Annotated in this window: 14 protein-coding genes and 1 pseudogene; 8 read left to right on the plus strand and 7 right to left on the minus strand. The window is 47.5% G+C overall.

What is annotated here, in order from left to right; genetic code table 11:
- Window positions 1–109 precede the first annotated feature (109 nt).
- The 4 genes from KUA46_RS00860 to KUA46_RS00875 form a co-directional block, all read right to left on the minus strand.
- Complete coding sequence (locus tag KUA46_RS00860; protein WP_217326830.1) at window positions 110–1690, minus strand: THUMP domain-containing protein; 1581 nt, start codon at window positions 1688–1690, stop codon at window positions 110–112.
- Window positions 1674–2615: a serine O-acetyltransferase gene (locus tag KUA46_RS00865; RefSeq protein WP_117694464.1), complete on the minus strand. Its 942-nt coding sequence runs from the start codon at window positions 2613–2615 to the stop codon at window positions 1674–1676. The genes KUA46_RS00860 and KUA46_RS00865 overlap by 17 nt, the downstream gene beginning before the upstream one ends.
- Window positions 2616–2777: 162 nt before the next feature.
- Window positions 2778–7256: an acyl-CoA dehydratase activase-related protein gene (locus KUA46_RS00870; RefSeq protein ID WP_218487216.1), complete on the minus strand. Its 4479-nt coding sequence runs from the start codon at window positions 7254–7256 to the stop codon at window positions 2778–2780.
- Between the two features lie 49 nt (window positions 7257–7305).
- A complete protein-coding gene (locus KUA46_RS00875) occupies window positions 7306–8673 on the minus strand; it encodes an MATE family efflux transporter (RefSeq protein ID WP_218487215.1) in 1368 nt (455 codons plus the stop codon).
- 173 nt (window positions 8674–8846) lie between these two features.
- Here KUA46_RS00875 and KUA46_RS00880 point away from each other — a divergent pair, with 173 nt between their 5' ends.
- A complete protein-coding gene (locus KUA46_RS00880) occupies window positions 8847–9998 on the plus strand; it encodes a hypothetical protein (RefSeq protein ID WP_022120478.1) in 1152 nt (383 codons plus the stop codon).
- Between the two features lie 269 nt (window positions 9999–10267).
- Here KUA46_RS00880 and KUA46_RS00885 read toward each other — a convergent pair whose 3' ends face one another.
- Window positions 10268–11845: an IS1634 family transposase gene (locus KUA46_RS00885; protein ID WP_218487981.1), complete on the minus strand. Its 1578-nt coding sequence runs from the start codon at window positions 11843–11845 to the stop codon at window positions 10268–10270.
- A 116-nt stretch (window positions 11846–11961) separates the two neighbouring features.
- Here KUA46_RS00885 and KUA46_RS00890 point away from each other — a divergent pair.
- Window positions 11962–12324, plus strand: a pseudogene (locus KUA46_RS00890) (N-acetyltransferase); the annotation flags it as partial.
- A gap of 586 nt (window positions 12325–12910) precedes the next feature.
- On the opposite strand, the gene KUA46_RS00895 reads toward KUA46_RS00890, so the two are convergent.
- Together KUA46_RS00895 and KUA46_RS00900 are read right to left on the minus strand one after the other, a co-directional pair.
- The gene (locus KUA46_RS00895; protein ID WP_006847727.1) at window positions 12911–13549 is read right to left on the minus strand and encodes a helix-turn-helix transcriptional regulator; all 639 of its coding nucleotides are present in this window, start codon (window positions 13547–13549) and stop codon (window positions 12911–12913) included.
- Window positions 13550–13636: 87 nt separating this feature from the next.
- On the minus strand, window positions 13637–16240 hold the full coding sequence (locus KUA46_RS00900; protein ID WP_022120438.1) for a DUF5686 and carboxypeptidase-like regulatory domain-containing protein: 2604 nt from the start codon (window positions 16238–16240) through the stop codon (window positions 13637–13639).
- 364 nt (window positions 16241–16604) lie between these two features.
- Between KUA46_RS00900 and KUA46_RS00905 the strand changes: the two genes are divergently transcribed.
- From KUA46_RS00905 to KUA46_RS00930, 6 genes are all read left to right on the plus strand, one after another.
- A complete protein-coding gene (locus KUA46_RS00905; protein WP_006847723.1) occupies window positions 16605–17147 on the plus strand; it encodes a phosphatidylglycerophosphatase A family protein in 543 nt (180 codons plus the stop codon).
- 72 nt (window positions 17148–17219) lie between these two features.
- The gene (locus KUA46_RS00910; RefSeq protein ID WP_218487850.1) at window positions 17220–17888 is read left to right on the plus strand and encodes a CDP-alcohol phosphatidyltransferase family protein; all 669 of its coding nucleotides are present in this window, start codon (window positions 17220–17222) and stop codon (window positions 17886–17888) included.
- A 35-nt stretch (window positions 17889–17923) separates the two neighbouring features.
- Window positions 17924–18760, plus strand: a complete 837-nt coding sequence (locus KUA46_RS00915; RefSeq protein ID WP_218487851.1) for a phosphatase PAP2 family protein — start codon at window positions 17924–17926, stop codon at window positions 18758–18760.
- Window positions 18733–19149, plus strand: coding sequence for a GtrA family protein (locus KUA46_RS00920; protein ID WP_119226880.1), 417 nt, complete (start codon window positions 18733–18735; stop codon window positions 19147–19149). The genes KUA46_RS00915 and KUA46_RS00920 overlap by 28 nt, the downstream gene beginning before the upstream one ends.
- Window positions 19150–19503: 354 nt before the next feature.
- Entirely contained in the window at window positions 19504–20526 is a 1023-nt protein-coding gene (locus tag KUA46_RS00925) for a LacI family DNA-binding transcriptional regulator (protein ID WP_006847718.1), read from the plus strand.
- Between the two features lie 55 nt (window positions 20527–20581).
- Window positions 20582–24718, plus strand: coding sequence for a hybrid sensor histidine kinase/response regulator transcription factor (locus KUA46_RS00930; protein WP_218487852.1), 4137 nt, complete (start codon window positions 20582–20584; stop codon window positions 24716–24718).
- Window positions 24719–24720: the final 2 nt, after the last annotated feature.

Consider the following 24720-nt stretch of genomic DNA (forward strand, 5'->3'; position numbering starts at 1 on the left):
AAAAGATAATTTATAAATTGAATTCTTCAGATTCATTATATTCTTTACTTTACTTTATCGGGTTTAACACCCATGCGTCGTGAAACACGACGTATGGGTCGATATGTCTTTAATCCTCGTCGTCGAAGTCAACGCTGAAGTTCTTCTTGCCTCCGCGCTTGCCTCCGAAATCACGGCCACCACGTTTGTCGCCCTTGAAGCCACCACGCTTGTCGCCTTTCTCGAAACGCTTTCCGTCGCGCTTGCCACCGAAGTCACGGCCACCCTTGCGGTCGCCCTTGAAGCTACGGCTGCCACGCTTGTCATCGTCGTCATCATTGCGTCGACCGCCACCGATACGTGAACGGCCGCCCTTATGGAACTCAGCACGCTTCTTCTCGAAGTCTTCCAGACGGTGAGTATGGAACTTGAAAGAACGGATATCGTCCTCCTCGTTTTCAGTCTCCTCGCTAACACGCTTCTTGAATTCACGCTCCTTCTTGAAACGGTGCTTCTGAGCCATCTCGCTCTTCTCGCGCTCAGTCTTCACAATACCGCCTTCTGAACGGAAGTCCTTCATCTTGCCGTCGAACATCACATACTTGCGGAATTCGCACTCCAAGCTTCCGTTGAATACAGGAATCTTGATAGATGGTTTCAGACCAATCTGCTCGAAGCACTCCTCGCGGTAGCTCAATACCCAAGCCTCGTTGCCGGCAAAAGCCTTCTTGAAGCGCTCACCTATCATCTTGTAGGTGTTCAGGAGGTTAGGGGTAGAGATGCGCTCACCGTATGGAGGGTTCATCACGATGATGCTCTTCTCTGCTGGCTGGGTGAAGTCCTTGAAATCAGCCTGTGAGATGGTGATGTCCTTGCTAAGACCGGCAGCACGAACGTTGAGATTAGCTGTGTTTACAGCCTTCATGTCAACATCGTAACCATAGATATGGTGCTCGAACTCGCGCTCCTGAGAGTCGTCGTTATAGATCATGTCGAAGAGATCCTGGTCGAAATCGTTCCACTTCTCGAAGGCAAACTCCTTGCGGAATACACCTGGAGAGATGTTGCGGGCGATGAGGGCAGCTTCGATGGCGATGGTACCTGAACCACACATCGGGTCGATGAAATCGCATTCGCCCTTCCAGCCGGTCATCAGAATCATACCTGCAGCGAGAACCTCGTTCAGAGGAGCCTCTACCTGCTCCTGGCGGTAGCCACGGCGGTGCAGACTCTCACCACTCGAATCAAGACTCAAGGTGGCATTGTCTTCTGCAATGTGGATGTTGAGGCGGATATCCGGGTTAGATACGCTGATATTTGGACGTGTACCCTGCTTCTCGCGGAACCAGTCAACAATCGCATCCTTTACCTTGTAGGTTACGAAGCGTGAGTTGCGGAACTCCTCTGAGTAGACTACTGAGTCAACAGAGAAAGTCTTCTTCACGTCTAAGATGTCATCCCACTTGATCTTCTGGATCTGATCATACACCTCTTCAGCGCTTCTAGCCTTGAAGTGCTTGATAGGCTTTAAGATACGGATGGCTGTGTGCAACTGGAAGTTAGCACGATACATCATTTCCTTGTCGCCAGTGAAAGACACCATGCGGCGACCGATCTGTACATTATTGGCACCCAACTGGGTGAGCTCTTCAGCCAAGACAGGCTCGAGGCCCATGAAGGTCTTGGCAATGAGTTCAAATTCCTGTTCCATTATTGAATTCTATATCTAATAAACTTTGTTTTTCTTTTTTATATTTCTTTGTTTTTGGTTTCATATCCTTGGTAACCCATACGTTGGCTCCCACTACGCAGCCTTCTCCGATGGTGATGCGACCGAGGATGGTGGCATTGGCGTAGACGATGACATCATTTTCGAGGATAGGGTGGCGAGGGATTCCCTTGATAGGGTTGCCGTCCTTATCGAGAGGGAAACTCTTGGCTCCGAGGGTTACACCCTGGTAGAGTTTCACATTGTCACCGATGATGCAGGTAGCTCCAATCACCACACCCGTACCGTGGTCGATGGTGAAGTGCTTGCCGATGGTAGCCTCCGGGTTAATATCAATACCGGTTTCCGAATGTGCCAGCTCAGTCATCATTCTCGGAATGAGCGGCACTCCCAGTTCGTGCAGCACGTGAGCGATGCGGTAGTTGGTAATCGCCTTGATGACCGGGTAGCAGGAGATGATTTCTCCGTGACTCATGGCAGCCGGGTCGCCCTCGTAGGCAGCCTCTACATCGGTAGCCAGAATCTTGCGCAGTCTCGGGAATTCCATGATTGCCTTGGCTGCAATCACGCCTGCCTTGGCACGCTGGTGCTGCAGTTCAGCCTGGGTTTCCGTTTCGCAGTCGTTGGCGAAGCAGAGACCGGCGAGAATCTGCTCCGACAGCATCTCATAGAGTTTCTCTACTCTTACTCCAATATGATATTTGATGGTTGAGATATTTACCGAAGAATTACCGAAATATCCCGGAAAGAGGATAGAACGGGACAAACTGATGATTTCTTCGAGCGCCTTGCCCGAAGGAAGTGGATTCCCGTCTCGATGCTGATGGAAGAGACCCTTCAAAGATTCGGCGCTCGAAAGCTCCTCGATGGTCTCTGTCAGCTGATGAGTTAATGTATCTTTACTCATTTTCTTAATGTCTCAATAAAATTTGAGTGCAAAGATACGATTATTTTCTTGAATGACAAAGAAATAGCTATGGTTTTTTGTATTTTTTAGAGTGATTTTTTGAGGGATGAAAGACGGAAAGACCCATATACGGTGTTTTGCCGTACATGGGTCTGGCTTGTCTTATTTTGCGATGCTGTCCAGGAAGAGGAGCAGTCGGTTGGTAACGTTTACCTCTGAAACACCGGAATCGAAGTCGAGCGATACGAGGTTGAGTGTAGGGAAACGGTCGTGGAGACGTTTCTCGATGCCCTTGGAAATCACGTGGTTAGCGATGCAGCCGAAAGGCTGGAGCGAGATGATGTTGTTCACGCCATCACGGATGTAACCTACGATGTCGGCAGGCAGAAGCCAGCCTTCGCCAAACTGGGCTGCGAGCGAAACCAGTCCCTGTACGTCCTTCGCATCATCATAGATATTGGTGAACGGACGGAAGTAGCGGAACTTGCCGGCTGCCTTGTTTACCTGGCGCAATCTTCTGCCTATCAGCGCCTGATAAGCGCCCTTGATAATGAAATCGGGCACTTTGGTGCAACTCAGCCGCATGTGTTTCTGTATCTCCACGTTCACAAATTCCTGCAGGAAGAAAGGGGCAAGCAGAGGCGGAACCACCTCTATGCCGCGCGAAATGATGTTCTGCTCCAGGAACTGATGGGCGAAAGGATTGAACTTCAGGAAGATTTCGCCTACGATTCCTACCTTCGGCAGTTCTCTGTCGAGGGTCATCTGGTTGAATTCTTCGGCTGCCTGTTCCAGGAGTCGGATGAGTCCTTTGGCTGAATTCTGGGCGATAGGTCCGTCTATCAGCTGCATGTATTTATCGCGCAACTCTCTGGCAATGCCCGGTTTACGCTCTCTTACGATGCAGGCGTTGTACATTTCGTTGATTGCATCGCCATAGAAAATGGCGGTAACGATAATCTGACTGTATTTCAGCCAAGGCACATTGAAGCCGTCCTGCTCGTTATAGTCTTGCTTGTCGTCTGTTGAGCCTGATGCTTCGCCTGTTGAGGCTGTTACACCGAGCGTGAGCAGCGGAATGTCCTGGAATCCATTGGAAATCATCGCACGTTTGATGAGACCGGCGTAGTTGGTTGCGCGACACTGGCCGCCCGTCTGACTCATCACTACTGCCGTATTATTCAGGTCGTATCTGCCTGATTTCAAGGCTTTGATGATGTCGCCGACGATGAGGGTTGCCGGATAACAGACTTCGTTGTTGGCAAACTTCAAGCCGAGTTCGGCGCTTACCTCATCGCTCATCGGAAGTACCTCTACATCATAGCCTATCAGTTTCAGGATAGGCGGAATGATAGGGGTGAGGTATTCGGTCATGAAAGGAGCGAGAATCTTGCGATGAATATCCTGCCTGGTGAATACCTTGGTCTGCTGTAAATGTTGAATGTTGAGTGTTGAATGTTGAATTTCTTCTGCTGTTGAATTTTTCACTCTTCGTTCTTCACTCTTCACTCCCTTCAGGCTTTCTATCAGCGAGCGGACACGGAGTTTCAGGGAGCCGATATTGCTCACATCATCTATCTTCAACAGCGTGAACGGCTTGTTGTGGCGCTTCATGATGTCGCGAATCTCGTCCTGGATAAAACTGTCAGGACCGCAGCCGAAGCTGGTCATCTGGACGAAATGAACCTCATCGCCCTGTTCGGCAGCCCATTGCGCTGCTTTCAGAATACGGTTCATATACGCCCATTGCTTCACGAGATAAGTCTCTGGCTGACAGTTGTATGCTTCGTTGTTGTCTTGGCTGGCTAATGCTGCCTCATTTCTTTCTGCCGCCAGGTCCTCCAGATTGAAGTCTTTGAAATCTGCAAAGAGATTACCCCGGGCGATGTCTTCGCTGATGACGTTGACTCCCAGATTGGCAATCATCTCGCTCAGCTTGTGCTGAATCAGCGGGTCTGTATGATAAGGACGGCCCGCCAGCAGAATCGTAAGTCCCTTGTTTGGCTTCAGAATCTTGTCTTTGTTCGTTTTCTGAGCCTCTGTTTCTTCATTTTTCAGAATCTCCCAGCCCTGTTTCTTAATCTCAGCTGTATATACTGCCTGAGCATAGAGGGCCTCTCTCAGCGCTTTATGGGCAGTCTTCTTGCTTACTCCCAGTTGCTTGAGATAATCGGTAATCTGCTTTTCCAGCGCCTTAGGCTGGGCAAAGTTGATGACGGGCGTATCGATCGGTTTCTTCAGATTGATGACCGACTTGATGACATCGCTGTAGCCCGAAACGACCGGACAGTTGAAGCTGTTCAGCGTATTCTTCGGGTCGTCATTATGTTCATAAACCACGTATGGCATGAGGATGCGGTCTACCTTCGGGTTCTCGTTGAGTTCCTTCAGATGACTGTGAGCCAGTTTAGCCGGGAAGCAGATATTGTCGCTCATCACCGTATTCAAGGCTCCTTCATACTGGCTGAAAGTGGAATCGGAAGAGAGAATCACGCCCAATCCTGCTGCCCGAAGCAGCGCATTCCAGAACGGATATTCCTCGTACATGTTGAGGATGCGAGGAATGCCTACTTTGACGCTGTGTTTTACAGCGTCAAGTGGGTTAACTGCCTCTCTATCAAATAGTAAACTATATTTGTATTCGTAAATATTTTTGCCTTTTTCCCCGTTTGCTCCCTTGTTGTTGAACACACGCTCGCACTTGTTTCCGGAGTAGAATCGGTTGCCGCCGGCAAAGGTGTAGCGGGAAACATAACAATGGTTTTCGCAGCCTTTGCATTGCAGCTGTTTGGTTTCATAATGAGCCAGATTCTGGAGATCATCGATGGATCTTGATGAGGCAGGGTGCTCGTTTTCTGCAGATATGCGATGCTTGTAATCTGCCGCCGCATGAAGGGCACAGCCATAGGCGCCCATCAGTTCAGGCATGTTGCTTCGTGCCACTTCGGTATGGGTGAGTAACTCAAATGCTCTTACCACCGCATCGTTTCTCATCGTACCACCCTGTACAACGATTTTGCCTCCAAGGTTCTCATTACCATGGAGTTTCAATACCTTATAAAGACAGTTCTTGATGACCGAATAAGAGATTCCGGCAGAAATATCAGCAACAGATGCGCCCTCTCTGAGCACCTGTTTTACCTTCGAGTTCATGAAGACGGTGCAGCGGGTTCCCAGGTCGCAGGGAGCCTTCGACTGGCAGGCGAGTTGGGCAAAATCGCCTACAGAATAGCCCATGTTGTTGGCAAAGGTCTGGATAAATGTTCCGCAGCCCGAACTGCACGCCTCGTTGAGTTCCATGCGCACCACAGCCCCTTTCTCCACGAAGATAGCCTTCATGTCCTGTCCGCCGATGTCCAGGATAAAACTCACGTCGGGCATGAGTGAGGCAGCAGCTCTTTCGTGCGCCATTGTTTCGATAATGCCGCTGTCGAGGCCGAAAGCCGCCTTGATGAGTTCTTCGCCGTAACCTGTTGAGCAGGAGCCTACGATTTCCAGTTCTGCGCCTCGCAATGCAGCTTCTTGCTTCAGGGCGTTCAGTCCATCCGCTACCGCCTTGATCGGATTTCCCAGATTCAGGCGGTAATTGGTAAAGACAATATCTCCCGTAGGCGTCTCCGCATTCACCCTTACCGCAACAATCTTCGTCGTAGTAGAGCCCGAGTCAATACCAATCACAACCTGCTGTTTTCCTTTATTCAGCGGTTGGGTTTCGGTAGCGAATTTCGCCTTTGATTTGAGCCATTCCTGATGCTCTTTCTCATTCTTGAACAGAGGCAGCAGACTGCTGGTCCATTCCGTTTGTATTTCTTTTTTCATCCGACTTCTGAGAACAGATACTGAGGCTGCAGAATCTGCCGATTTAGCCCGGTAAGCACAGCCCAGAGCCGGAATGAGATTGCTGTTTTCGGATACGATGAAATCGTTTGGAGAGAGATGGAGATAATCGCAGAAAGCCTTGCGGAGAGCCGGAAGAAAGGTCAGCGGACCGCCGCAGAGCAGGATAGGAGCCTCGAAACTGATGCCGTGAGAAAGCGTTACCACCGTCTGTACGGCGATGGAATGGAAGATGCTGGCTGCAATATCGGCTTCGGGCAGATTGCGTGCCATCAGGTTCTGGATGTCGGTCTTGGCGAATACGCCGCAGCGGGCAGCCATCGGATAAACGTGCTCTGCCTTCATTGCCAACTCGCTCATCTTCTGGTTCTCTACGCCCATCAGCACACTCATCTGGTCGATGAAAGCGCCCGTTCCGCCGGCACAGTTGCCGTTCATGCGCAGTTCCATATTTCCGTTTTCCTTGAAGAAGATAACCTTCGCGTCCTCGCCGCCGATATCGATGAGCGCCTTCGCCTCAGGATGAGCCGTACGGGCATAGACCGATGCAGCCACCACCTCCTGTACAAACTCCGCCTGGAGCTGTTCGGCAGTAGCCATTCCTACGCTTCCCGTTACGCAGATTCTTGCCTCTGCATTGCCCGTGAGGGCTAAAATTTCATCGAAATATTGCGACACAAGTTCGTTGACACGAGCGTTGTGGCGTTCGTATTTTGAGTAAATTACCCGGTTATCGCTGTCGATAACGGCTATTTTGGCTGTCGTAGAGCCAACGTCCAATCCTATGTAATAAGTTTTCTCCATTTCTCTTATCTCAAGTATTTTCTCTTATCTTCCAGTATCTTCTTATCTTCTAGTGGCTTTTCCCAAGTTCCATCTGCTCTCTTCTCATATCCCTGAAAGCGCTCCAGGCTATCGGAACCGCAACGGCAAACGAGCAGCAATCTGCCCACATCTGACACATCTCCACGCCCAGCAGTCCGAAGAAATAGGGGAGGATGAAGATGAGCGGAATGAAGAAAAGTCCGCTGCGTGCCGCCGCTACGATGTTGGCTCTCACCGGTTTACGGATGGTCTGCATCAGCATGTTGGTGAGCACGATGCTGGCTACGAGCGGAAAACTGAGCACCTGCCATCGCAAAGTCACCGAACCTACGGCTACAACCGCTGCATCATCGCGGAAGATGCTGATGATGGAAGTTGAGAAGATGAAGCCGAGAAGGGCACAGACGCTGAGGAAAACCGTGCCGCATTTGATGCAGAAAAAGAAGGCTTCCTTTACGCGCCCATAGAGTTTGGCGCCGTAGCAGAATCCGCAGAGCGGCTGGAATCCCTGTCCCAGACCGATGACCATCGCATAGGTGAAGAAGGAGATGCGGGTAACGATGCTCATGCCCGCAATGGCTGCATCGCCAAACGCACCTGCTGCCACATTGAGCATCAGCGTAGCGATACTTCCCAGTCCCTGTCTTGACAGCGAAGGGGTTCCGCCGAAGATAATCTCCTTGGCAAAGGCGCGGGTAGGGGTGAAATTGCTGAGACGGATGCGGATGTTCTCGCCTTTATGCGTCATCCAGAAGAGCATGGCGCAGCCGAAGCACTGGCTGGTGAGGGTGGCTACGGCGGCTCCGGTAATGCCCAGCTGGAAGTAGAGAATGAGCAGAGGAGCCAGAATCAGATTGAGCAGCACACCCGACATGATGCCCTTCATCGCATACATCGTATTGCCCTGAAATCGCATCAGATTATTCAGCGTAAGCGAGGTGGTCATAAAGGGAGCACCCAGCAGGATAATGCCCAGATAGCGTTCTGTATAAGGAAGAATGGTGGGCGTAGAACCCATCAGAAGACAGAGCGGTGTGAGGAAAAGATGACCCAGGATGGCGATGAGGAGACCGGTAAGAAAACTCAGTACAAAGCCCGTGGTTGCCATCTTCTGTGCCTCTTCCGTATGCTTGGCGCCCAACTGTCGCGAAACATAATTGCCTGCTCCGTGGCCGAAGAAGAAACCTATCGCCTGGATAACAGCCATTGCTGCAAAGGAAACGCCTACCGCTGCCACACTCTGCGTGTTGATGCTGCCCACGAAATAGGTGTCGGCGAGGTTGTACATGCTCGTCGACAGCATACTGATAATCGTTGGTATGGCCATCGTAAAAATCACATGATGCACAGGGGCATGTGTGAGGAACGTATAGTTGTCTCTTTTCTCTTTCTTCATAACTTTATGATGCTCTTTTGGGGCATTTCAACCTGCAAAGGTACATAAATATCCACAAAGTTGGACAATTATGAACCAACTTTTATAAATTTATAAGAAAAGAGTTGCATTATTCATAAATTTATTGTATTTTTGCACCGCAATTGAATATATATACATAAAACAATATACTAATGAATGATGAGATAAGAATCATACCGATAACGACTAAAAAAGGGCTGAAAACCTTCATTCAGTTTCATTATGATCTCTACAGAGGCCATAAGTTTGCCATTCCCTTTTTGCGTTTTGACGAGATGAATACGCTGGACCCAAAGAAGAATCCTGCCTTCGAATTCTGCGAGGCTCAATACTTCCTGGCGGTTGACAGCGAGGCTCGTATCGTAGGTAGAATTGCTGGCATTATCAACCATCGTGCCAACGAAGAGTGGAACAAGAAGCAGGTTCGCTTCGGCTGGTTCGATTTCGTGGATAATGTAGCGGTTTCCTGTGCCTTGTTGCGCGCGGTAGAAAACTGGGGCAAGAGCAAGGGAATGAACGAATGCGTAGGTCCGCTCGGATTTACGGATATGGACCGTGAAGGCTTGCTCATCGAGGGCTTCGACCGGAAGTCTACGATGTATATCAATTACAATTATCCTTATTATAAGACGCATCTGGAGAGTTATCCGCTCTATGAGAAGGATAACGACTGGCTGGAGTACCGCATCAGGATTCCGGAAGTGACGCCGGCTAAGTTTGCCAAGACTGCCCAGATGATAGAGAGCCGATATAATCTGCATGTTCATAAGTTTACCCGCCGCGAACTGACCTCGGGAGAAATGGGCAGGAAGGTGTTCGAAATCGTGAACGAGACTTACAAGAATCTCTATGATTTCCAGCAGCTTACGGAGAAGCAGATAGATGAATATGTAAATACTTATATCAAGAAGGCTGACTTGAACCTGGTAACGGGTGTGGTAGATGGCAACGCTGGCAACAAACTGGTAGCCTTTGGTGTTTCCTTCCCTTCGTTTACCGATGCGCTGCGCGAGATAGGCGATGGCAAGCTTTTCCCTACGGGTTGGCTGAAGGTGCTGAAGGTTCTGAAGTGGCACAAGACGGATACGGTAGATTTGCTCTTGATAGGTGTTCTTCCGGAATATCGCAAGAAGGGAGCCAACGCGCTTATTTTTGCCGATCTGATAGAGCAGTACCATCGTTATGGCTTTAAATGGGCTGAGGCAATGCCGCAGATGGAGACCAATACCGGTGTTCAGAGCCAGTGGCAGTATCTGGAGAGTGAACAGCATCGCCGTCATCGCTGCTATAAGAAGAAGATTTAAAAGTCTCTGTTTTGGGCCGTTTAGTGGTAAAAAAGATAGAAAATGGGCTAAAAAGTTAATAAAACTAACTCATAGTTTTGTGGTTCTCAACTCATAGCTTTCCGGTTAGCAACTCATAGCTTTCCGGTTGAGAAAATGAAGAATGCATCGCGATAGGATGAAAAATGGCTGTAAAATGGCTGTTTTTTCCATCGCGATGCATTATTTTTTGCGTCGCGACGCAATATTTTTTCCTGACTTTGACTATGCGTCACCCATCTTGGATTTTTCTATTTTTCGGGGGCAGAATCGTCACTTTTGCCCCCGTCTAGTATCTTTTGAACATCAAACAAGGGCTTGATAGAGTGTTGGGCAGGAGTCAGCAGCAATGTTTCTTGCCTGACCTTCCCATTATTCGGCATGTTGATTCTGATAGTAGCTATGGTCTTAGCAATTTTCAAAACTGAATCTACACTTTTGTTTATCTTGGCAATTTTTAAGATACGCTCCAGTTCTTTATACACCTTGTATGCAATGAAGCATATGCAGATATGTGCCTCTATTCTTTTCTCTGTGAAATGAAAGATGGGGCGTGCCTCCAAGTTCCCTTTGGTTACACGAAAGGCTCGTTCCACGACCCATAGACCGTGGTATTGTTCGACAACTTCCTTTGGTGTGATGGAAGTATTGGTTATATAACCTTTCAAGCCATCCCACTGTGAATCTTCCTTGATTTTGTCTTCGCTGATAACTACATCTATGTCTTTGCTGATTTCCAAGAATTTATTATAGCCACGCTTATTTACGGAGGCTTTTGTGATTTTTCCATTTGCATATGCCTTCTTGAGCCTTGCCACTCCCTTATCACGATTATGTGCATCCTTCTTTGCTCGTTCTTCGGAATAGCCGAGGATCAATCTTGCATTGTCACCATATCTGTATTCGTGAAATTTTCCAGGCATCTTGTCTTGCTGCAAGATCCATTCTTTTATCTGCTCAGACTCTGTATGAATACGAGCACCTATTATATATTTGTATCCTGCATCCTCCAGTAACTTTACATTGCGCTTACTCATGAGCCCTGCATCAGCCACCACTACAAAATCGTCCAGAAAGAAGCGTTGTATGAAATCATCTATGATAGGTAGCATGGTGTATCCCTCGTATTGGCTTCCATTGAAAATACAATACGACAGAGGATAGCCATCACGGCTGACCAAGAGGCCTAGCACTATCTGCGACTCTGATGTCTTGCCATCCTTTGAAAAACCAGACTCTCGCAGCACATCTGTTCTACTGGTCTCAAAATACAGTGTGGTCACATCATAGAACATCAGACCTACATGTCCACCGAGTATGCGCTTGGTGTGCTCTACACTGATGCGTTGTACCTCTTCTTTTTGGGTATAGTACAACTTGTCCATGTAGCGATAAAGCTTATACAACTCGACATCTTCATCAAAGTATGACTTCAGGTAATCTACTGTTGCGTGTTTGCTCATGGGTTGAGAGATGCGAGCGATAACCAAATGGCGAAGTATGGAATCTTGAATTTGGTTGAAACCTATGCTGTCATATACTTGGTTTAGGATAATTTGGTGTCCATTTAGAAGCAGGGAGTCTATGTTAGACAGTACTCGTTCTGTCTCTTCCTCTTCGTTTTGCTTGATGTCTGGTTCTGTGAAGTTAATCTCTTGCTGTCCACCATAAGTTCTTATCCATTTGTTCGCTTCTAGGCACAGAGCATCCGCTTCGGCATCTGTCTTCGCAACACCGAAACTCTTGATTTCACGGAACTTGCCATTGCTCTTGTCCACCACAAGCACTCCGATATGCCCACTGCGGTGCTTCTTCTTACGTACAAACATGGTGCAAAGATACAAAAAATAGTCGTTGCGTCACCCATTTACAGAGATTATTTTTGCTAAATGCCTGAAAATTAGGATATGTTATTTTATAGGTACACATTTTGTCAAAGTCAGGAGATGGCAACGCTGGCAACAAACTGGTAGCCTTTGGTGTTTCCTTCCCTTCGTTTACCGATGCGCTGCGCGAGATAGGCGATGGCAAGCTTTTCCCTACGGGTTGGCTGAAGGTGCTGAAGGTTCTGAAGTGGCACAAGACGGATACGGTAGATTTGCTCTTGATAGGTGTTCTTCCGGAATATCGCAAGAAGGGAGCCAACGCGCTTATTTTTGCCGATCTGATAGAGCAGTACCATCGTTATGGCTTTAAATGGGCTGAGGCAATGCCGCAGATGGAGACCAATACCGGTGTTCAGAGCCAGTGGCAGTATCTGGAGAGTGAACAGCATCGCCGTCATCGCTGCTATAAGAAGAAGATTTAAAAGTCTCTGTTTTGGGCCGTTTAGTGGTAAAAAAGATAGAAAATGGGCTAAAAAGTTAATAAAACTAACTCATAGTTTTGTGGTTCTCAACTCATAGCTTTCCGGTTAGCAACTCATAGCTTTCCGGTTGAGAAAATGAAGAATGCATCGCGATAGGATGAAAAATGGCTGTAAAATGGCTGTTTTTTCCATCGCGATGCATTATTTTTTGCGTCGCGACGCAATATTTTTTTCATCGCGACGCACCAATTCTTCCGTCGCGACGCATTAATTGCCCCCTCGTAAAGCATCATTGAAGCCTCCCGCTGGTCATCATTTAAGCCTCTTATCTGTCTTAATATAAGGCACTTCTCCGTCTTAATATAAGACGCTTGCCAAGAAAAAAAAGATGCGCTCTGGAAAGAGAAAAATAAGATGGGGGTTAACAGGTTAACAGTTAACACCCCAAAAATGCATACTTCCATCCACACACTTATATAAAAATAAGTATATATATATTATTATATAATAAGGTACGCGAGGGGGACCATGCAAAAAACAGCTGTTAACTGTTAACCCTGTTAACCCCCCAATGAAAAGTTGATAGTTAAATATAGTATTCTGCCGAATCAACCAAACCGGCTCTCAGCGCATATTTCGTAGCCTCGTGAACGTTGTTTACGCCCAACTTGCGGAAGATGTTCTTGCGGTGGGTATTGACCGTATGGAAGCTGGAAAAGCGCTTCTCGGCTATTTCTTTCGTCGTCATTCCCAGCGCAATGTCCTTCAGAATCTCTGTCTCGGTCTTGGTGAGGTTGATTTTCTCCTGCTCCTCCTGTTTCGGAGCCAGAAGTACCTCCATCATGCGCTGGCAGACAAAACGGTTGCTTGCCACACAGAAACGTATCGCCTCCTTGATTTCCATTAGCGAACACTCCTTCAGCAATACGCTGAACTGCGTACTGCTGGCGATGAGAATCTTCACGAAATCGGCACTCAGATCCTCACTGAACAGTAGCCAGCGCGTGTATGGGAAACGCTGGTTTAAAATAAGTAATTCGGCAGCATCATTGATGTCGAAAAGGGTGTAGTCGAGTATTACAACCGTATCCTCATTTTCCTTTAAGGCAAGCATCAGGTCTGCCTTGTCTTCGATGGTCCGGGTTTCCAAACCCTCTATCTTACTGATCACATAGCTCAATCCAGCTCTTGTGATGTCCTGTTTGTCTGCTAATAGAATCTTCATTGTGTTTACTCTCTTATATGTTGTTTATATATGTACGCAAATGCCTTGATGCAGTAAAATACTGCATCAAGGCATCTTTTTTTCTTATTAGAATGACATGAGGAAGCCCATACGGATGCCCCATTTTGAGATGTTTGCATGGTCATAATAGTTGAGGCGGCGAACATAATCGATTCCGAAGAACTTGAAGATGTTGTGCACGCCGGCTACAAACTCCCAGTATGGCGTCTTGCCAAAGGTATAGGAGTTGGTAGGGAACTTGAAGAGCTTCTCATCATTGAGGTTCTTGCTCGGGTCGTTCTTGCTGGTCAAATCGCCCCAAACACCCTTGATGGCTACATATTCACGCCACTTCAGTTTCTTGATGAGCGGAATGCGGTTGAGCAGCTTGCCGTTCATATCCCAGGCTACTGACCAGAACAGCTGGCGGTCGCTCAGGAACTCCCAGTCCTTCATCATGCTGATGGTTGCCTCCTGCTCAAAGATAGAGAGGTTGACCGGTGGCTGGATGAGCATGGTGAAAGGCACTTTGCTCCACTGCGCCTTGCCCACGATATTGAAATCCATATAGCCGAAACTTCCCAGCCACTGGCGCTTGTAAATGCCCAGCGTGGTGAGGTTGCTCTGATACTGGCCGCCCATGAATCCGTCTAAGCCCATGGTGTGGCGGAGCGAGATTTCAGGACTGTCGAGGTTGATAGGCAAGCGCTGCTGCTTGGTGTTGACATAGGTAACCCCCGGGTTGTAATCTAAGCCTACACTCGCCTCAGTGGTGCGTATCTTGCGTATTTCCTCGCCGTCGCTCACTCTGTAGTAGTGGAGATTGCCCACGGTGCGATTGCTCTGCCAGCGGAGGCTGGTGTCGAAGCGGAAGCCCCAGTCGGTTTCGTAGGTGAAGGTCACCTTCTGACGGTGATACTGATACATCTGGTCCTGCGTGGTGGCACGGAGGGTCATGAAGAAGTTGTCCTTGTTGTGCAGCAGGTTATCATCGGATGGAGATGTAATATCATGCCCCAACTCGAAGGTAAGCTTACGCATAGGGAACTCGAACGGACTGTTCTTCTTCTTGTTGAACGAATAGGTGAGCACATGGCCGTAATACCACTTGTTGCTCTTCAGACCATAAGCACCGTAACCATCCCAGAAGAAGTGAGGGTTGAGGGCCGCCATCGTTCTGCCCGCCAGACGCAGGCGCACACCGTCTACATAGTTGTTGGAGAGGAACGTGTTGATAGGTCCCAGGTCGAAGAGGCTGCGGCGGTCGTTGATGATGCTGTCTCTTTCAACACCCAGACTGTCTTTCACCGTTACCTTTTTGCCCTTGGTATGAGCCACTTCCACATAGTTCTCCATCAGGGCTCTCACACCGAAGATAATGTATTTGAATCCCTTGGAGTTCTCCATGCGGTGGATAAAGCTGTCCATCGACGATTCGCTCTTCGTGAGGCCCACCTGCCGGTATTTGTTCCAGTAAGCCTCATCGCGGTTCATCGCATCCATATCGTGCCTGATCTTCGCCTTGCCCTTGAAGAGCTGCTTCGGCAAGGCATCGAAGGCATAATCGGTGATTCGCGTGTTTCGCACCACCAGCAGGTCCTGAAGGAGCTTGTTGACGTGCAGTTCGGCTATCATATCGTCTTTAGAGAGCACCCACTCGCCGTTGTCGAGCTTGGTGTACTCCTGTTCAATCTTCATGTCAGTAACCCAGTTTACATCGCTGTTGTGAGGCATGTAGAGGTTACATTTCTTCACGTGCAGGCTGCTGTCGGCAAGCACATAGAGCTCGCCTCGGAATCCGAAATCCTGGCTGTTGGCTGGGATAAACTGCAGATGGTAGCAGAGATCTCTTTCCACATACACCGTATCTTCGATGTAGTAATGGTAGAAGCTGATGGCAGTTCTGCCGATAGGAGATGGGAAGGGATACTGCAGCAGGCGCACGTAATCATCGTAGATGTCTACATCGGTGAACACCTCTTTCAGGGCGGTGTTGAGAATCTCTCCGGTCTGGATTACCTGTCCGATTCCATTGCTCTGCTGACCCTTGATGATGTCCTTTTCGGTCTTCGGATCTTTGCGGTAAATATGCTGTGAAACCGTCTCGTCGATGCTGACAGGCAGGGTGAGCTTTCCGTTGTACGGAGAGGTTTCTACCTGGTCGAGGAGATACTGGCGGCGCTGGAAGAACTTGCTCTCGAGCTGCTCTTTCTTCAGGTCGTTGAGCGCGAGTGTAATCTTCTGATACTTATCATATTGCACATAGTCGTGGTTGCTCAAATCGCTCTTCTTCTTGGCAGCAATCACGCGCCGCATCAGTTCTACGGCAGGATTATCCTTACGCTTGTAGCGGCCTTTTTTCGATTTCACCACCACTTCGGTAAGTTTGTGCGTATCGTCTTTCAGTTTGATTTCCAGAAAGTTGGTCTTTTCGTCAACCTTCACCGATGTACTCTTGTAGCTCAGTGCGCTTACGGTGAGCATGAGTCCCGGCTTCTTGTCAATGGTAAACTTACCTTCTCCGTTGCTGGAAACCGCAATTTTATGTCCTTTGTATTGCACGCTTGCATACGGTACGGCAAAACCGTCGTCATCGATGACACGGCCTGTTATCTTCTGCTGAGCCATCATCTGAAGTGTAGAAATCATCAGAAGGATGACTGTAAAATACAACTTTTTAATACCTTTCATTTTTTATACCTTATTATATATAGGGGCTCTCCGCCCATGATTTAATCTTTTCAGGATGCAAAGTTATAACATTATTCGTAAATAGACGCAAAAACCTATTCATTATTTCAGTTTTTTATGAGATTTTCAGAAAAAGGCTTCCATGCAGTTCCTTTTGCTGCCTGTTCTTGCTCTTCGCCGTGCGAGCCTAAGTGGTATAAAACCCCTTGATATTGCTCTATTTCACCTGTTTATCTGTCAATATCTGATGAAATTCAGAAAAATAACAGAAAACTATTTGGTTAATTTAATTTTTTAGCGTAATTTTGCACACTGAAATTTAAAGAAGAAACGCCCTTCTGCGGGCTTATTAAACATTAAGAGAATGAATAACAAGGGAAATCTTACCGACGAGCGGCCTCCTTTGCTGCCCGTCATCATAGGCACCGGTTTCGGCAGTGGCTTCTGGCCTTGGGGACCGGGAACGGCTGGCTCTGTATTGGCAACCCTCATCTGGGCAGCCCTGGCTTACGGACTCGGTATTACGGGCGAGAGTCTGCAGAGCATCACCTTCTTTCTCGTCATTGTTTCCACTATTCTGGGCACTTGGGCAACAGCGCAGTTGCAGCCTTACTGGGGCGAGGATCCCAGCCGTGTGGTCATCGATGAGATGGCTGGCGTGTGGATTCCCCTGTCGTTGCTGACTCCGCTTACCGCTCAGGGCGAAGTGAAAGATGCATGGTGGTGGGCATTGGTGGCACTTGTTCTCTTCCGCTTCTTTGATATGGTGAAACCGCTGGGCATCAAGAAACTGGATAACAGGCAGGGCGCCTTCTATGTGATGGCTGATGATCTGCTGGGCGGCTTCTATGCAGCCGTTTCTTTAATCATCATCAAAATCATACTGGTTTCGGCTGGAATCATCTAGTCTGGCATTTCTTAAAGAAACAAATTCTTAAGCAGACATTTCTTAAACAGACAATAAAAAATAGATAAAAATATGAATTATAGAGATTTCTTACAAAAAGTTATCTATGCCATCATCAATCCACTTATCAAGGGGATGATAGCAGTAGGTATTACTCCTAACATTGTTACCTTCGTAGGATTCCTGGGCAATATCGTGGCAGCCGGTTTCTTCCTCGATGCTGCATGGATGCTCGGAACTGAGCAGGCTGATTATGCATCTTGCATGGTTACTGTAGGATGGGGTGGATTCATCATCCTGGCAGCCGGTCTCTTCGATATGATGGATGGCCGTCTGGCACGTATGAGCGGCAAGAGCAGTCTCTTCGGTGCACTCTGGGATTCTACACTCGACCGCTACAGCGAGCTGGTAAGTCTCTTTGGCATCTGCCTCATCTTCGTACGTATGCAAGGCGATATGCTCTGGTTCTGGATGGGCGTAGTCACCTTTGCAGCGATGATCGGTTCTGTGATGGTAAGTTATGTCCGTGCCCGTGCTGAGGGCTTGGATATTGAGTGCAAGGTAGGTTTCATGCAGCGTCCTGAGCGCGTTGTGGTTACCGCTGTTACTGCGATGATTACCGGCTTTACAGGCAATATCTGGTGGCTGGCTGGCGGCATGATTCTGATTGCCGTTCTGGCAAACATCACCGCTTTCTGGCGCATCTGGCATTGTTATGTTGTGATGAACGCTCATAAATAATAAACTCAAGTTCTATCAATAAAAAGTAGAAAAAAGTGTTTAGTATCTATCTGATTATCCTTCTGGCGGTACTCGCAGCCTGGAAGAAGACACGCCGTTTTGCCTTCTATTTCCTGCCTTGGTTCCTCTTCGGAATCATCTATGATTCGATGCGCCTTTATCCTAACTATATGGTGAACGATATTGACGTGGCGAATCTCTATCATGCAGAAAAGTCGCTCTTCGGCATTGCTGCTTCATCCAGCGCAGAACTGCAGGCTGTAGCCGACCATAGCCAGCTGATGATTCCGGGCGAATACTTCAAGGTTCACCATTGCGGTTTTGCCGATTTCTGGGCAGGCATCTTCTATCTCTGCTGGGTTCCGGTGCCTATCGCCTTTGCCCTTTATCTGTATCTAACGAAACAGCTTAAATGGTTCAAGCGCTTCTCCTGGGCTTTCCTGCTGGTGAATCTCATCGGCTTCATCGGCTACTACATCTATCCGGCTGCTCCGCCCTGGTATGCGATGAACTATGGCTTCAAGGCTGTGCTCAATACACCGGGCAATGTGGCTGGTCTGGGCAGATGGGACGCAATGACCGGACTGCACGTGTTCCATGGACTCTATGGCAAGAATGCCAATGTCTTTGCTGCCGTGCCTAGTCTGCATGCTGCCTATATGTTCCTCACTACGATTTATGCTGTGATGAGCCGTAAACGCTGGTATACGGTGTTGCTCTTCGCCTGCATCTGTCTGGGCATCTGGTGGACGGCAGTCTATTCCGGTCATCATTATATCATCGATGTCATGTTGGGTATTCTTACTACGATAGTAGGCGTACTGCTAATGGAATCCAAGAGATTATGGGCAAGATTAAAGAAGAACTCGTAACCTTCGGCAAGGCGGAACTGACTGCCTCCTGCGCCTCTGTGATAGACTTCGGACTGGCATTCTTCCTCTCAGATATCATCGGCATTTATTACGGACTTGCCAATGCGCTGGGAGTGATAAGTGGCGGCATTACCAACTGCATACTGAATTACCGTTATGTGTTCGGCGATTCCAAGAGCAAGAAAAAGAGTGTAGCCTGGCGCTATTTTATCATCTGGGGCATCAGCTGGATGCTCAATTCGGGCGGCACTATCGCCCTGACCGAATTTCTGAATGCGCACGAACATATTCAGTTGCATTATATGATTCCGAAGAGTATTGTATCTCTGCTGGTAGCGATATTCGTTAACTATCCCGGACAGAAGAAATTTGTTTTTAAGCAGAAATAACCATATCAGATGGGGGCAGTATTCAGTATGTGCCCTCATCTTTTTTTTGTATCCTATCAGGTAATCTGTTGGCATCGGGACATAAAAAAAGAGTTTGGATTGTCTCCCGACATTCCAAACCCACGCTTGTTTCTAACTAACTTATTATCAACTATTCATTACTTTTCAGTTTGCAAAAATACGAGTTTTTTTCTTATAAAATAAATTTTTTCAAAAAAATAATAACGTAAACGTTTGCGTTTTCGGAAGAAATTGTTATCTTTGCAGAGAATTCACTAACTTTGCTGTCGGAAAGACAAAATATGCAGAATTTGTGGATACAAAAATGTATGTCAATAAAGCGTAAACTAACAAATGAAACAACGAAGAACATCTTTGAAAGACCTCGCCGATCAACTTGGCGTCAGCATAGCAACTGTATCTAGAGCCCTGCGAAACAGCCATGAAGTGGGTGAGGAGATGACTCAAAAGGTGAAAAGCCTTGCCAAGGAGCTCAATTATCGACCAAACCCCTTTGCACAGAGCCTCAGAAAAGAAGCACCTAGGGTAATTGGTGTAATTGTGCCAAACCTGGTGACTCATTATTATGCTGCCGTGCTGGATGGTATAGAAGATTATGCCGTAAGAAATGGCTACTCGGTGATCAGCGCCAATAGCCACGAGAATACAGAACACGAGAAGAGAGCGGTAGAAAACTTCCTGAATATGCATGTAGAAGGCATCATCGCCTGTCTGGCACAGGATACGGTCGACTATTCTCATTTCGAGCAGTTGCATAAGATGGGAGTTCCACTGGTGTTCTTTGCCCGTTGTTGCTTAGAAGATAAGTTCTCCCAGGTAGTAGGCAATGGTGATGTTGCCGCCCAGGAGGCTACCCAGCATATGATAGATACCGGTTCGCGCCGCATCGCCTTCATCGGCGGTCCAAACCATCTTGATATGGTGCGCCGCAGAAAACACGGTTATCTGGAGGCGCTCAGAGAGAACCGCATTCCTATCGACCGCGACCTCGTGGTTTGCGACAGAATCGATTTCGATGTGGCTCGAAACGCTACCCTCCGTCTCCTCGAAAAGGAGGACAGACCTGATGCCATCCTCGCCTTTAACGACATAATCACCTATGCCGCCTTCGATGCTATCAAGGAAAAAGGGCTCCGAATACCAGAGGATGTTGCTATCATCGGTTTTACCGATGGTGATACTGCTGCCTTCGTTACGCCGAAACTCTCGGCTATCATGGACAAGGCACACGAACAGGGAACCACAGCCTGCGATCTTCTCATGAGAAGTATCAATGGTGATGAAAAAATCTACAAGAAAGTGGTACCGATGATACTGAAAATACGCGAAAGTTCTGAAAAAAACGACGTGAAATAAAACCTATTATAGAAATAAAATATCTTTTCAGAAAATATATAATAAACCTACGATTATGATGATAAAAAAACAAAACTACTTGAAACATGCCATCGTGCTGTTTCTGCTCTTGCTGCTCATGCAGCCGGAGAGGGCATGGGCTGCCTATGAAAACGTAGAATTCAGCAGCCTCACCAATCATGATGGACTTACGAACAGTCAGGTGGGTGCCATCCTCAAGGACACCAGAGGCTACATCTGGTTCGGTACCCAGTCGGGACTGTGCCGCTTTGACGGCTTCCGTATGAAAACTTTCTATTATAGCAACACTGATGATAAGTCGCTGCCTAACAATTCGGTAGATGAACTTCAGCAAGACTATGATGGAAATATCTGGGTGCATACCTCTGTGGGTTACAGCATCTACAAATATGATGAAGAGCAGTTTGAGCGCAAACCGGAAGAATGGCTCAAAAACATCCATGTGCAGGGACCTCCTTATAAACTCCTGATAGATAAGGATAAGAACATGTGGATAGCTGTCTACGGACAGGGACTCTTCTTTCATAATGCCAAGACCAAAAATACTTATCTTTTTAAATTTACCAAAAAGGCTCAGCCGGGCTGTCTGAAAGAGGGAAATATCAGTAAAATAACCGAGGTTGACGGCGATGCGCTCATTACCTATAATGATGGTACAATCTGCCGTGTCAACGGACAGAAACAGAAGGTTCTCTGGTACAATTCCTTCCTTGCCACCCATAAAGCTGCCGGTGATAATGGCGCCTATACTTTCTATGATGGTATAGGAGGTTTTTGGGTTTCTGTAAGTAATGCCAATTATGTGTATCAGTCAAAGACCGGAAAATGGACCGATGCCCGTTCTTATCTTGAGAACATGGGCATTCATATTCCTTGCCCAACCCGTATTCTGATGCGCGATATTGCCCGCGATAAGGCTGGCAATCTCTGGGTGGCTTCCGACCATAACGGTCTCTTCTTTGTTGATTTCAAACGCAAAATCTGCCGTCAGTATGTTCATTCCGAAGCAAAGGGAAGTATCGTTGACAATTCCCTACAGAAGGTTTATGTGGATGATGAGGGAGCTATCTGGGTAGGTAGTTACAAGAACGGTGTGGCTTATTATTCGCCTGCTGCCCAGAAGTTCACAACTATTCCGCTTGGTGATGTGTGTACTATCACGCAGGATCTGAATGGTAATCTCTGGTGTGGAACCAATGATAGCGGAATTGTTTGCTACAGTCCGCTTACCGGACAGAGCTGGCGATTCTCACAGGCTGAAACCGGTCTGGCTTCGGATATTATCGTCAGCAGCGTAACTATGAGTGATGGTACGATGTATTTCGGAACCTTCAATGGTGGACTTGCCCAATATAAAAATGGCAGATGGAAGAGTTTTCAGGCAGCTCCTGGCGGTCTTGCCAATAACAGCGTCTGGTGTCTTGCCGAAGATCCGTATCATCGCCTGATTATCGGAACCTTGGGCTCAGGCTTCCAGATTTATAATCCTGAAAGTGGTAAGTTTACAACCTACAATGTTCAGAATTCTGGTATTACCAGCGATTTTATCAACTCGCTCTTCCTGCCGGATAAAGATGAAATTCTGATAGGTCATTCGCAGAACTATTCTATCTTTAATTTCGGAACCCGAAAGGTAACCAATGTGAATACAACCAAGGACGGACAGCCTTTCCCTAGTCCTTCCCTGAATTACATGATGAAGGATAGCCGAGGCATCTTGTGGATGGCTTCGCCTGCGGGCGTCACCATGTATGATGAGGCTTCAGGACAGTTGGAGTCAATCAATGACCTCAATGGTACGCAGGGCACGGTAGGCTGTATGGTGCTCGAAGATAAGCAGCATAACATCTGGCTGGTTTCTGAATTTATCGTTACCCGTGTTACGCTGACCAAGAACAATCAGGGTAAATGGGACATCACGATGATCAGTTTCAATTCGCTCGATGGCTTGCAGAGCCGCCAGTTTAACCAGCGTTCTGCCTGTCTGATGAGAAATGGAGCCATCGCCATCGGTGGACAGGATGGTATTAATATCATCAATCCTGCCAAGATTCTTCCTGCCCAGAAACATGCACATGTCTTGTTCAGCGGTTTCGTACTCTTCGATCATCCGCTGAAGGCAGGTGAGGAGTTTGAGGGAAGAGTGCCTCTGGAAAAATCGCTCGATACTCATCCTGAACTGGATCTCAGTTATAAGGACAAGGCGTTTACCATACAGTTTGCTTCCGACCAGGTAAGTATTCCGGCCCGTTGCCGTTTCCTCTATCGCATGAAGGGACTTGATGACAAATGGATGCTTACACCTGAGGGACGTCCGGAGGCTACCTTTACCAATCTCTCTTCAGGCAGCTATGTCCTGGAGGCAAAGGTGGTGAATGCTGATGGTAGTGTGAGCGAAGAGGTGAGCACGCTGAAGATTTATATTCATCCGCCTTTCTATCTCTCTATATGGGCGATTATCGTATATATTATATTAATAGGTGTAGCTTTCTATCTCTACCGTAAACGCATGCTCGAAAAGCAGCGTGTTAAATTCGAACTCCAGAGCAAGGAAGACAGTATCAAGAAGACCAAGGAGTTGAATGAACTCAAACTCAACTTCTTTACCAATGTGAGCCACGAACTCCGTACTCCGCTCACCCTGATTATCTCGCCGCTGGTCAATATGATTAGAGAAGAAAGAGATGAAAGTAAACGCAGAAAGCTGGAGATGATTCATCGCAATGCTACCCGTTTGCTCAATCTGGTAAACCAGATTCTCGACTTCCGCAAGATTGACCAGAACAAGGAAAAACTTACCCTGTCGCATATCGACATCGTGAGCTTCGTTGACAATATCTGTACTTCGTTCCGTACTTTGGCAAACAGCAAAGTAACGCTTGCCTTCGATTCTACGGTGCCTAGTCTGCAGATGTCGTTTGATGCTGATAAGGTAGGAAAAATCGTGAATAACCTCTTGAGCAATGCCTATAAGTTTACGCCAGATGGAGGATTTATCACCGTTTCTCTGAGTGTTGTACTCCGTCAGCGTGTAGGAGACAAGGATTCGGATATGCTCCGCATCTCAGTATCTGATACTGGCAAGGGCATCAGCGATAAGGAGAAGGAACATGTGTTTGAGCGTTTCTATCAGGTCAATGGTACTGAAATGCAACCACAGGGTGGTAGCGGAATAGGTTTGAACCTGGTAAAGAAGTTTGCCGAACTGCATGGCGGTAAAGTAGATGTTACAGATAATCCAAGCGGAGGAGCCATCTTTATGGTAGACCTTCCGATAGAGAGCAGTACCACCTCTAATTCTACGGCACATCTCGGTTCCTTGCGAGCAGCACCTATCATAACCACGGTGCATCAGGCTACTGATGAGGATCCGGATGCAGGTAAGAACGTTCTCTACGGAATGAGTAAACATGCGCATCAGCCTGGAGAATCGATGATCAAGAAGCCGGTAGTGCTCCTCGTTGACGACAGTGAGGACTTCCGTGAGTTTATGAACGAAGTATTGACAGACTATACGGTTGTTGAGGCTGTCAATGGTCAGGATGCCTGGAACAAGATTATCGACCGTCGTCCTGATATCATCCTGAGCGATGTGATGATGCCTGTGATGGATGGTAACGAACTCTGCCGGATGTGTAAGGACAATGACGAAACAACAGCCATACCTTTCATCATGCTCTCGGCCCGTATGGGAGATGAGCAACGCAAGGAAAGTCTGAAGTGTGGTGCTGACGAGTATATTGCCAAACCATTCGATATTGATATGTTGAATCTCTGTATTCTGAACCTCTTGAAGAAACGCAAGAATGTGAGTACAGAATATGTAATAACAGAGGCCGACCGCAAATTTATAGATGAGGTGAATGCTTATATCCGCGATCATATGAGCAATCCTGAAACATCGGTAGAATCGCTCAGTACTCATCTTTGCATTTCACGCGTACAATTATATAAGCGCATGATTTCGCTGACGGGTATTACACCTTCTGAGTATCTCAGAACCAAGCGTATCAAATTTGCAGAGCATCTGCTGCGCTCGGGCGACTTAAACATCAGTGAAATAGCCTATAAGGTGGGATTCAATAATCCACGTTATTTCACTAAATACTTCCAAGACGCGTATGGCGTTACGCCGTCTCAATATCGTAAGAATCTGTCAGAAACAGAGTAGTT

Source organism: Segatella copri (assembly GCF_019249765.2).
In the GTDB taxonomy this organism is placed as follows: Bacteria; Bacteroidota; Bacteroidia; order Bacteroidales; family Bacteroidaceae; genus Prevotella; species Prevotella copri_K.

Bases quoted from the DNA above. Each gene is read 5' to 3' on its own strand.
- KUA46_RS00860 (WP_217326830.1), bottom strand. From the start codon at position 1,690: ATGGAACAGGAATTTGAACTCATTGCCAAGACCTTCATGGGCCTCGAG.
- KUA46_RS00865 (WP_117694464.1), bottom strand. From the start codon at position 2,615: ATGAGTAAAGATACATTAACTCATCAGCTGACAGAGACCATCGAGGAG.
- KUA46_RS00870 (WP_218487216.1), bottom strand. From the start codon at position 7,256: ATGGAGAAAACTTATTACATAGGATTGGACGTTGGCTCTACGACAGCC.
- KUA46_RS00875 (WP_218487215.1), bottom strand. From the start codon at position 8,673: ATGAAGAAAGAGAAAAGAGACAACTATACGTTCCTCACACATGCCCCT.
- KUA46_RS00880 (WP_022120478.1), top strand. From the start codon at position 8,847: ATGAATGATGAGATAAGAATCATACCGATAACGACTAAAAAAGGGCTG.
- KUA46_RS00885 (WP_218487981.1), bottom strand. From the start codon at position 11,845: ATGTTTGTACGTAAGAAGAAGCACCGCAGTGGGCATATCGGAGTGCTT.
- KUA46_RS00895 (WP_006847727.1), bottom strand. From the start codon at position 13,549: ATGAAGATTCTATTAGCAGACAAACAGGACATCACAAGAGCTGGATTG.
- KUA46_RS00900 (WP_022120438.1), bottom strand. From the start codon at position 16,240: ATGAAAGGTATTAAAAAGTTGTATTTTACAGTCATCCTTCTGATGATT.
- KUA46_RS00905 (WP_006847723.1), top strand. From the start codon at position 16,605: ATGAATAACAAGGGAAATCTTACCGACGAGCGGCCTCCTTTGCTGCCC.
- KUA46_RS00910 (WP_218487850.1), top strand. From the start codon at position 17,220: ATGAATTATAGAGATTTCTTACAAAAAGTTATCTATGCCATCATCAAT.
- KUA46_RS00920 (WP_119226880.1), top strand. From the start codon at position 18,733: ATGGGCAAGATTAAAGAAGAACTCGTAACCTTCGGCAAGGCGGAACTG.
- KUA46_RS00925 (WP_006847718.1), top strand. From the start codon at position 19,504: ATGAAACAACGAAGAACATCTTTGAAAGACCTCGCCGATCAACTTGGC.
- KUA46_RS00930 (WP_218487852.1), top strand. From the start codon at position 20,582: ATGATGATAAAAAAACAAAACTACTTGAAACATGCCATCGTGCTGTTT.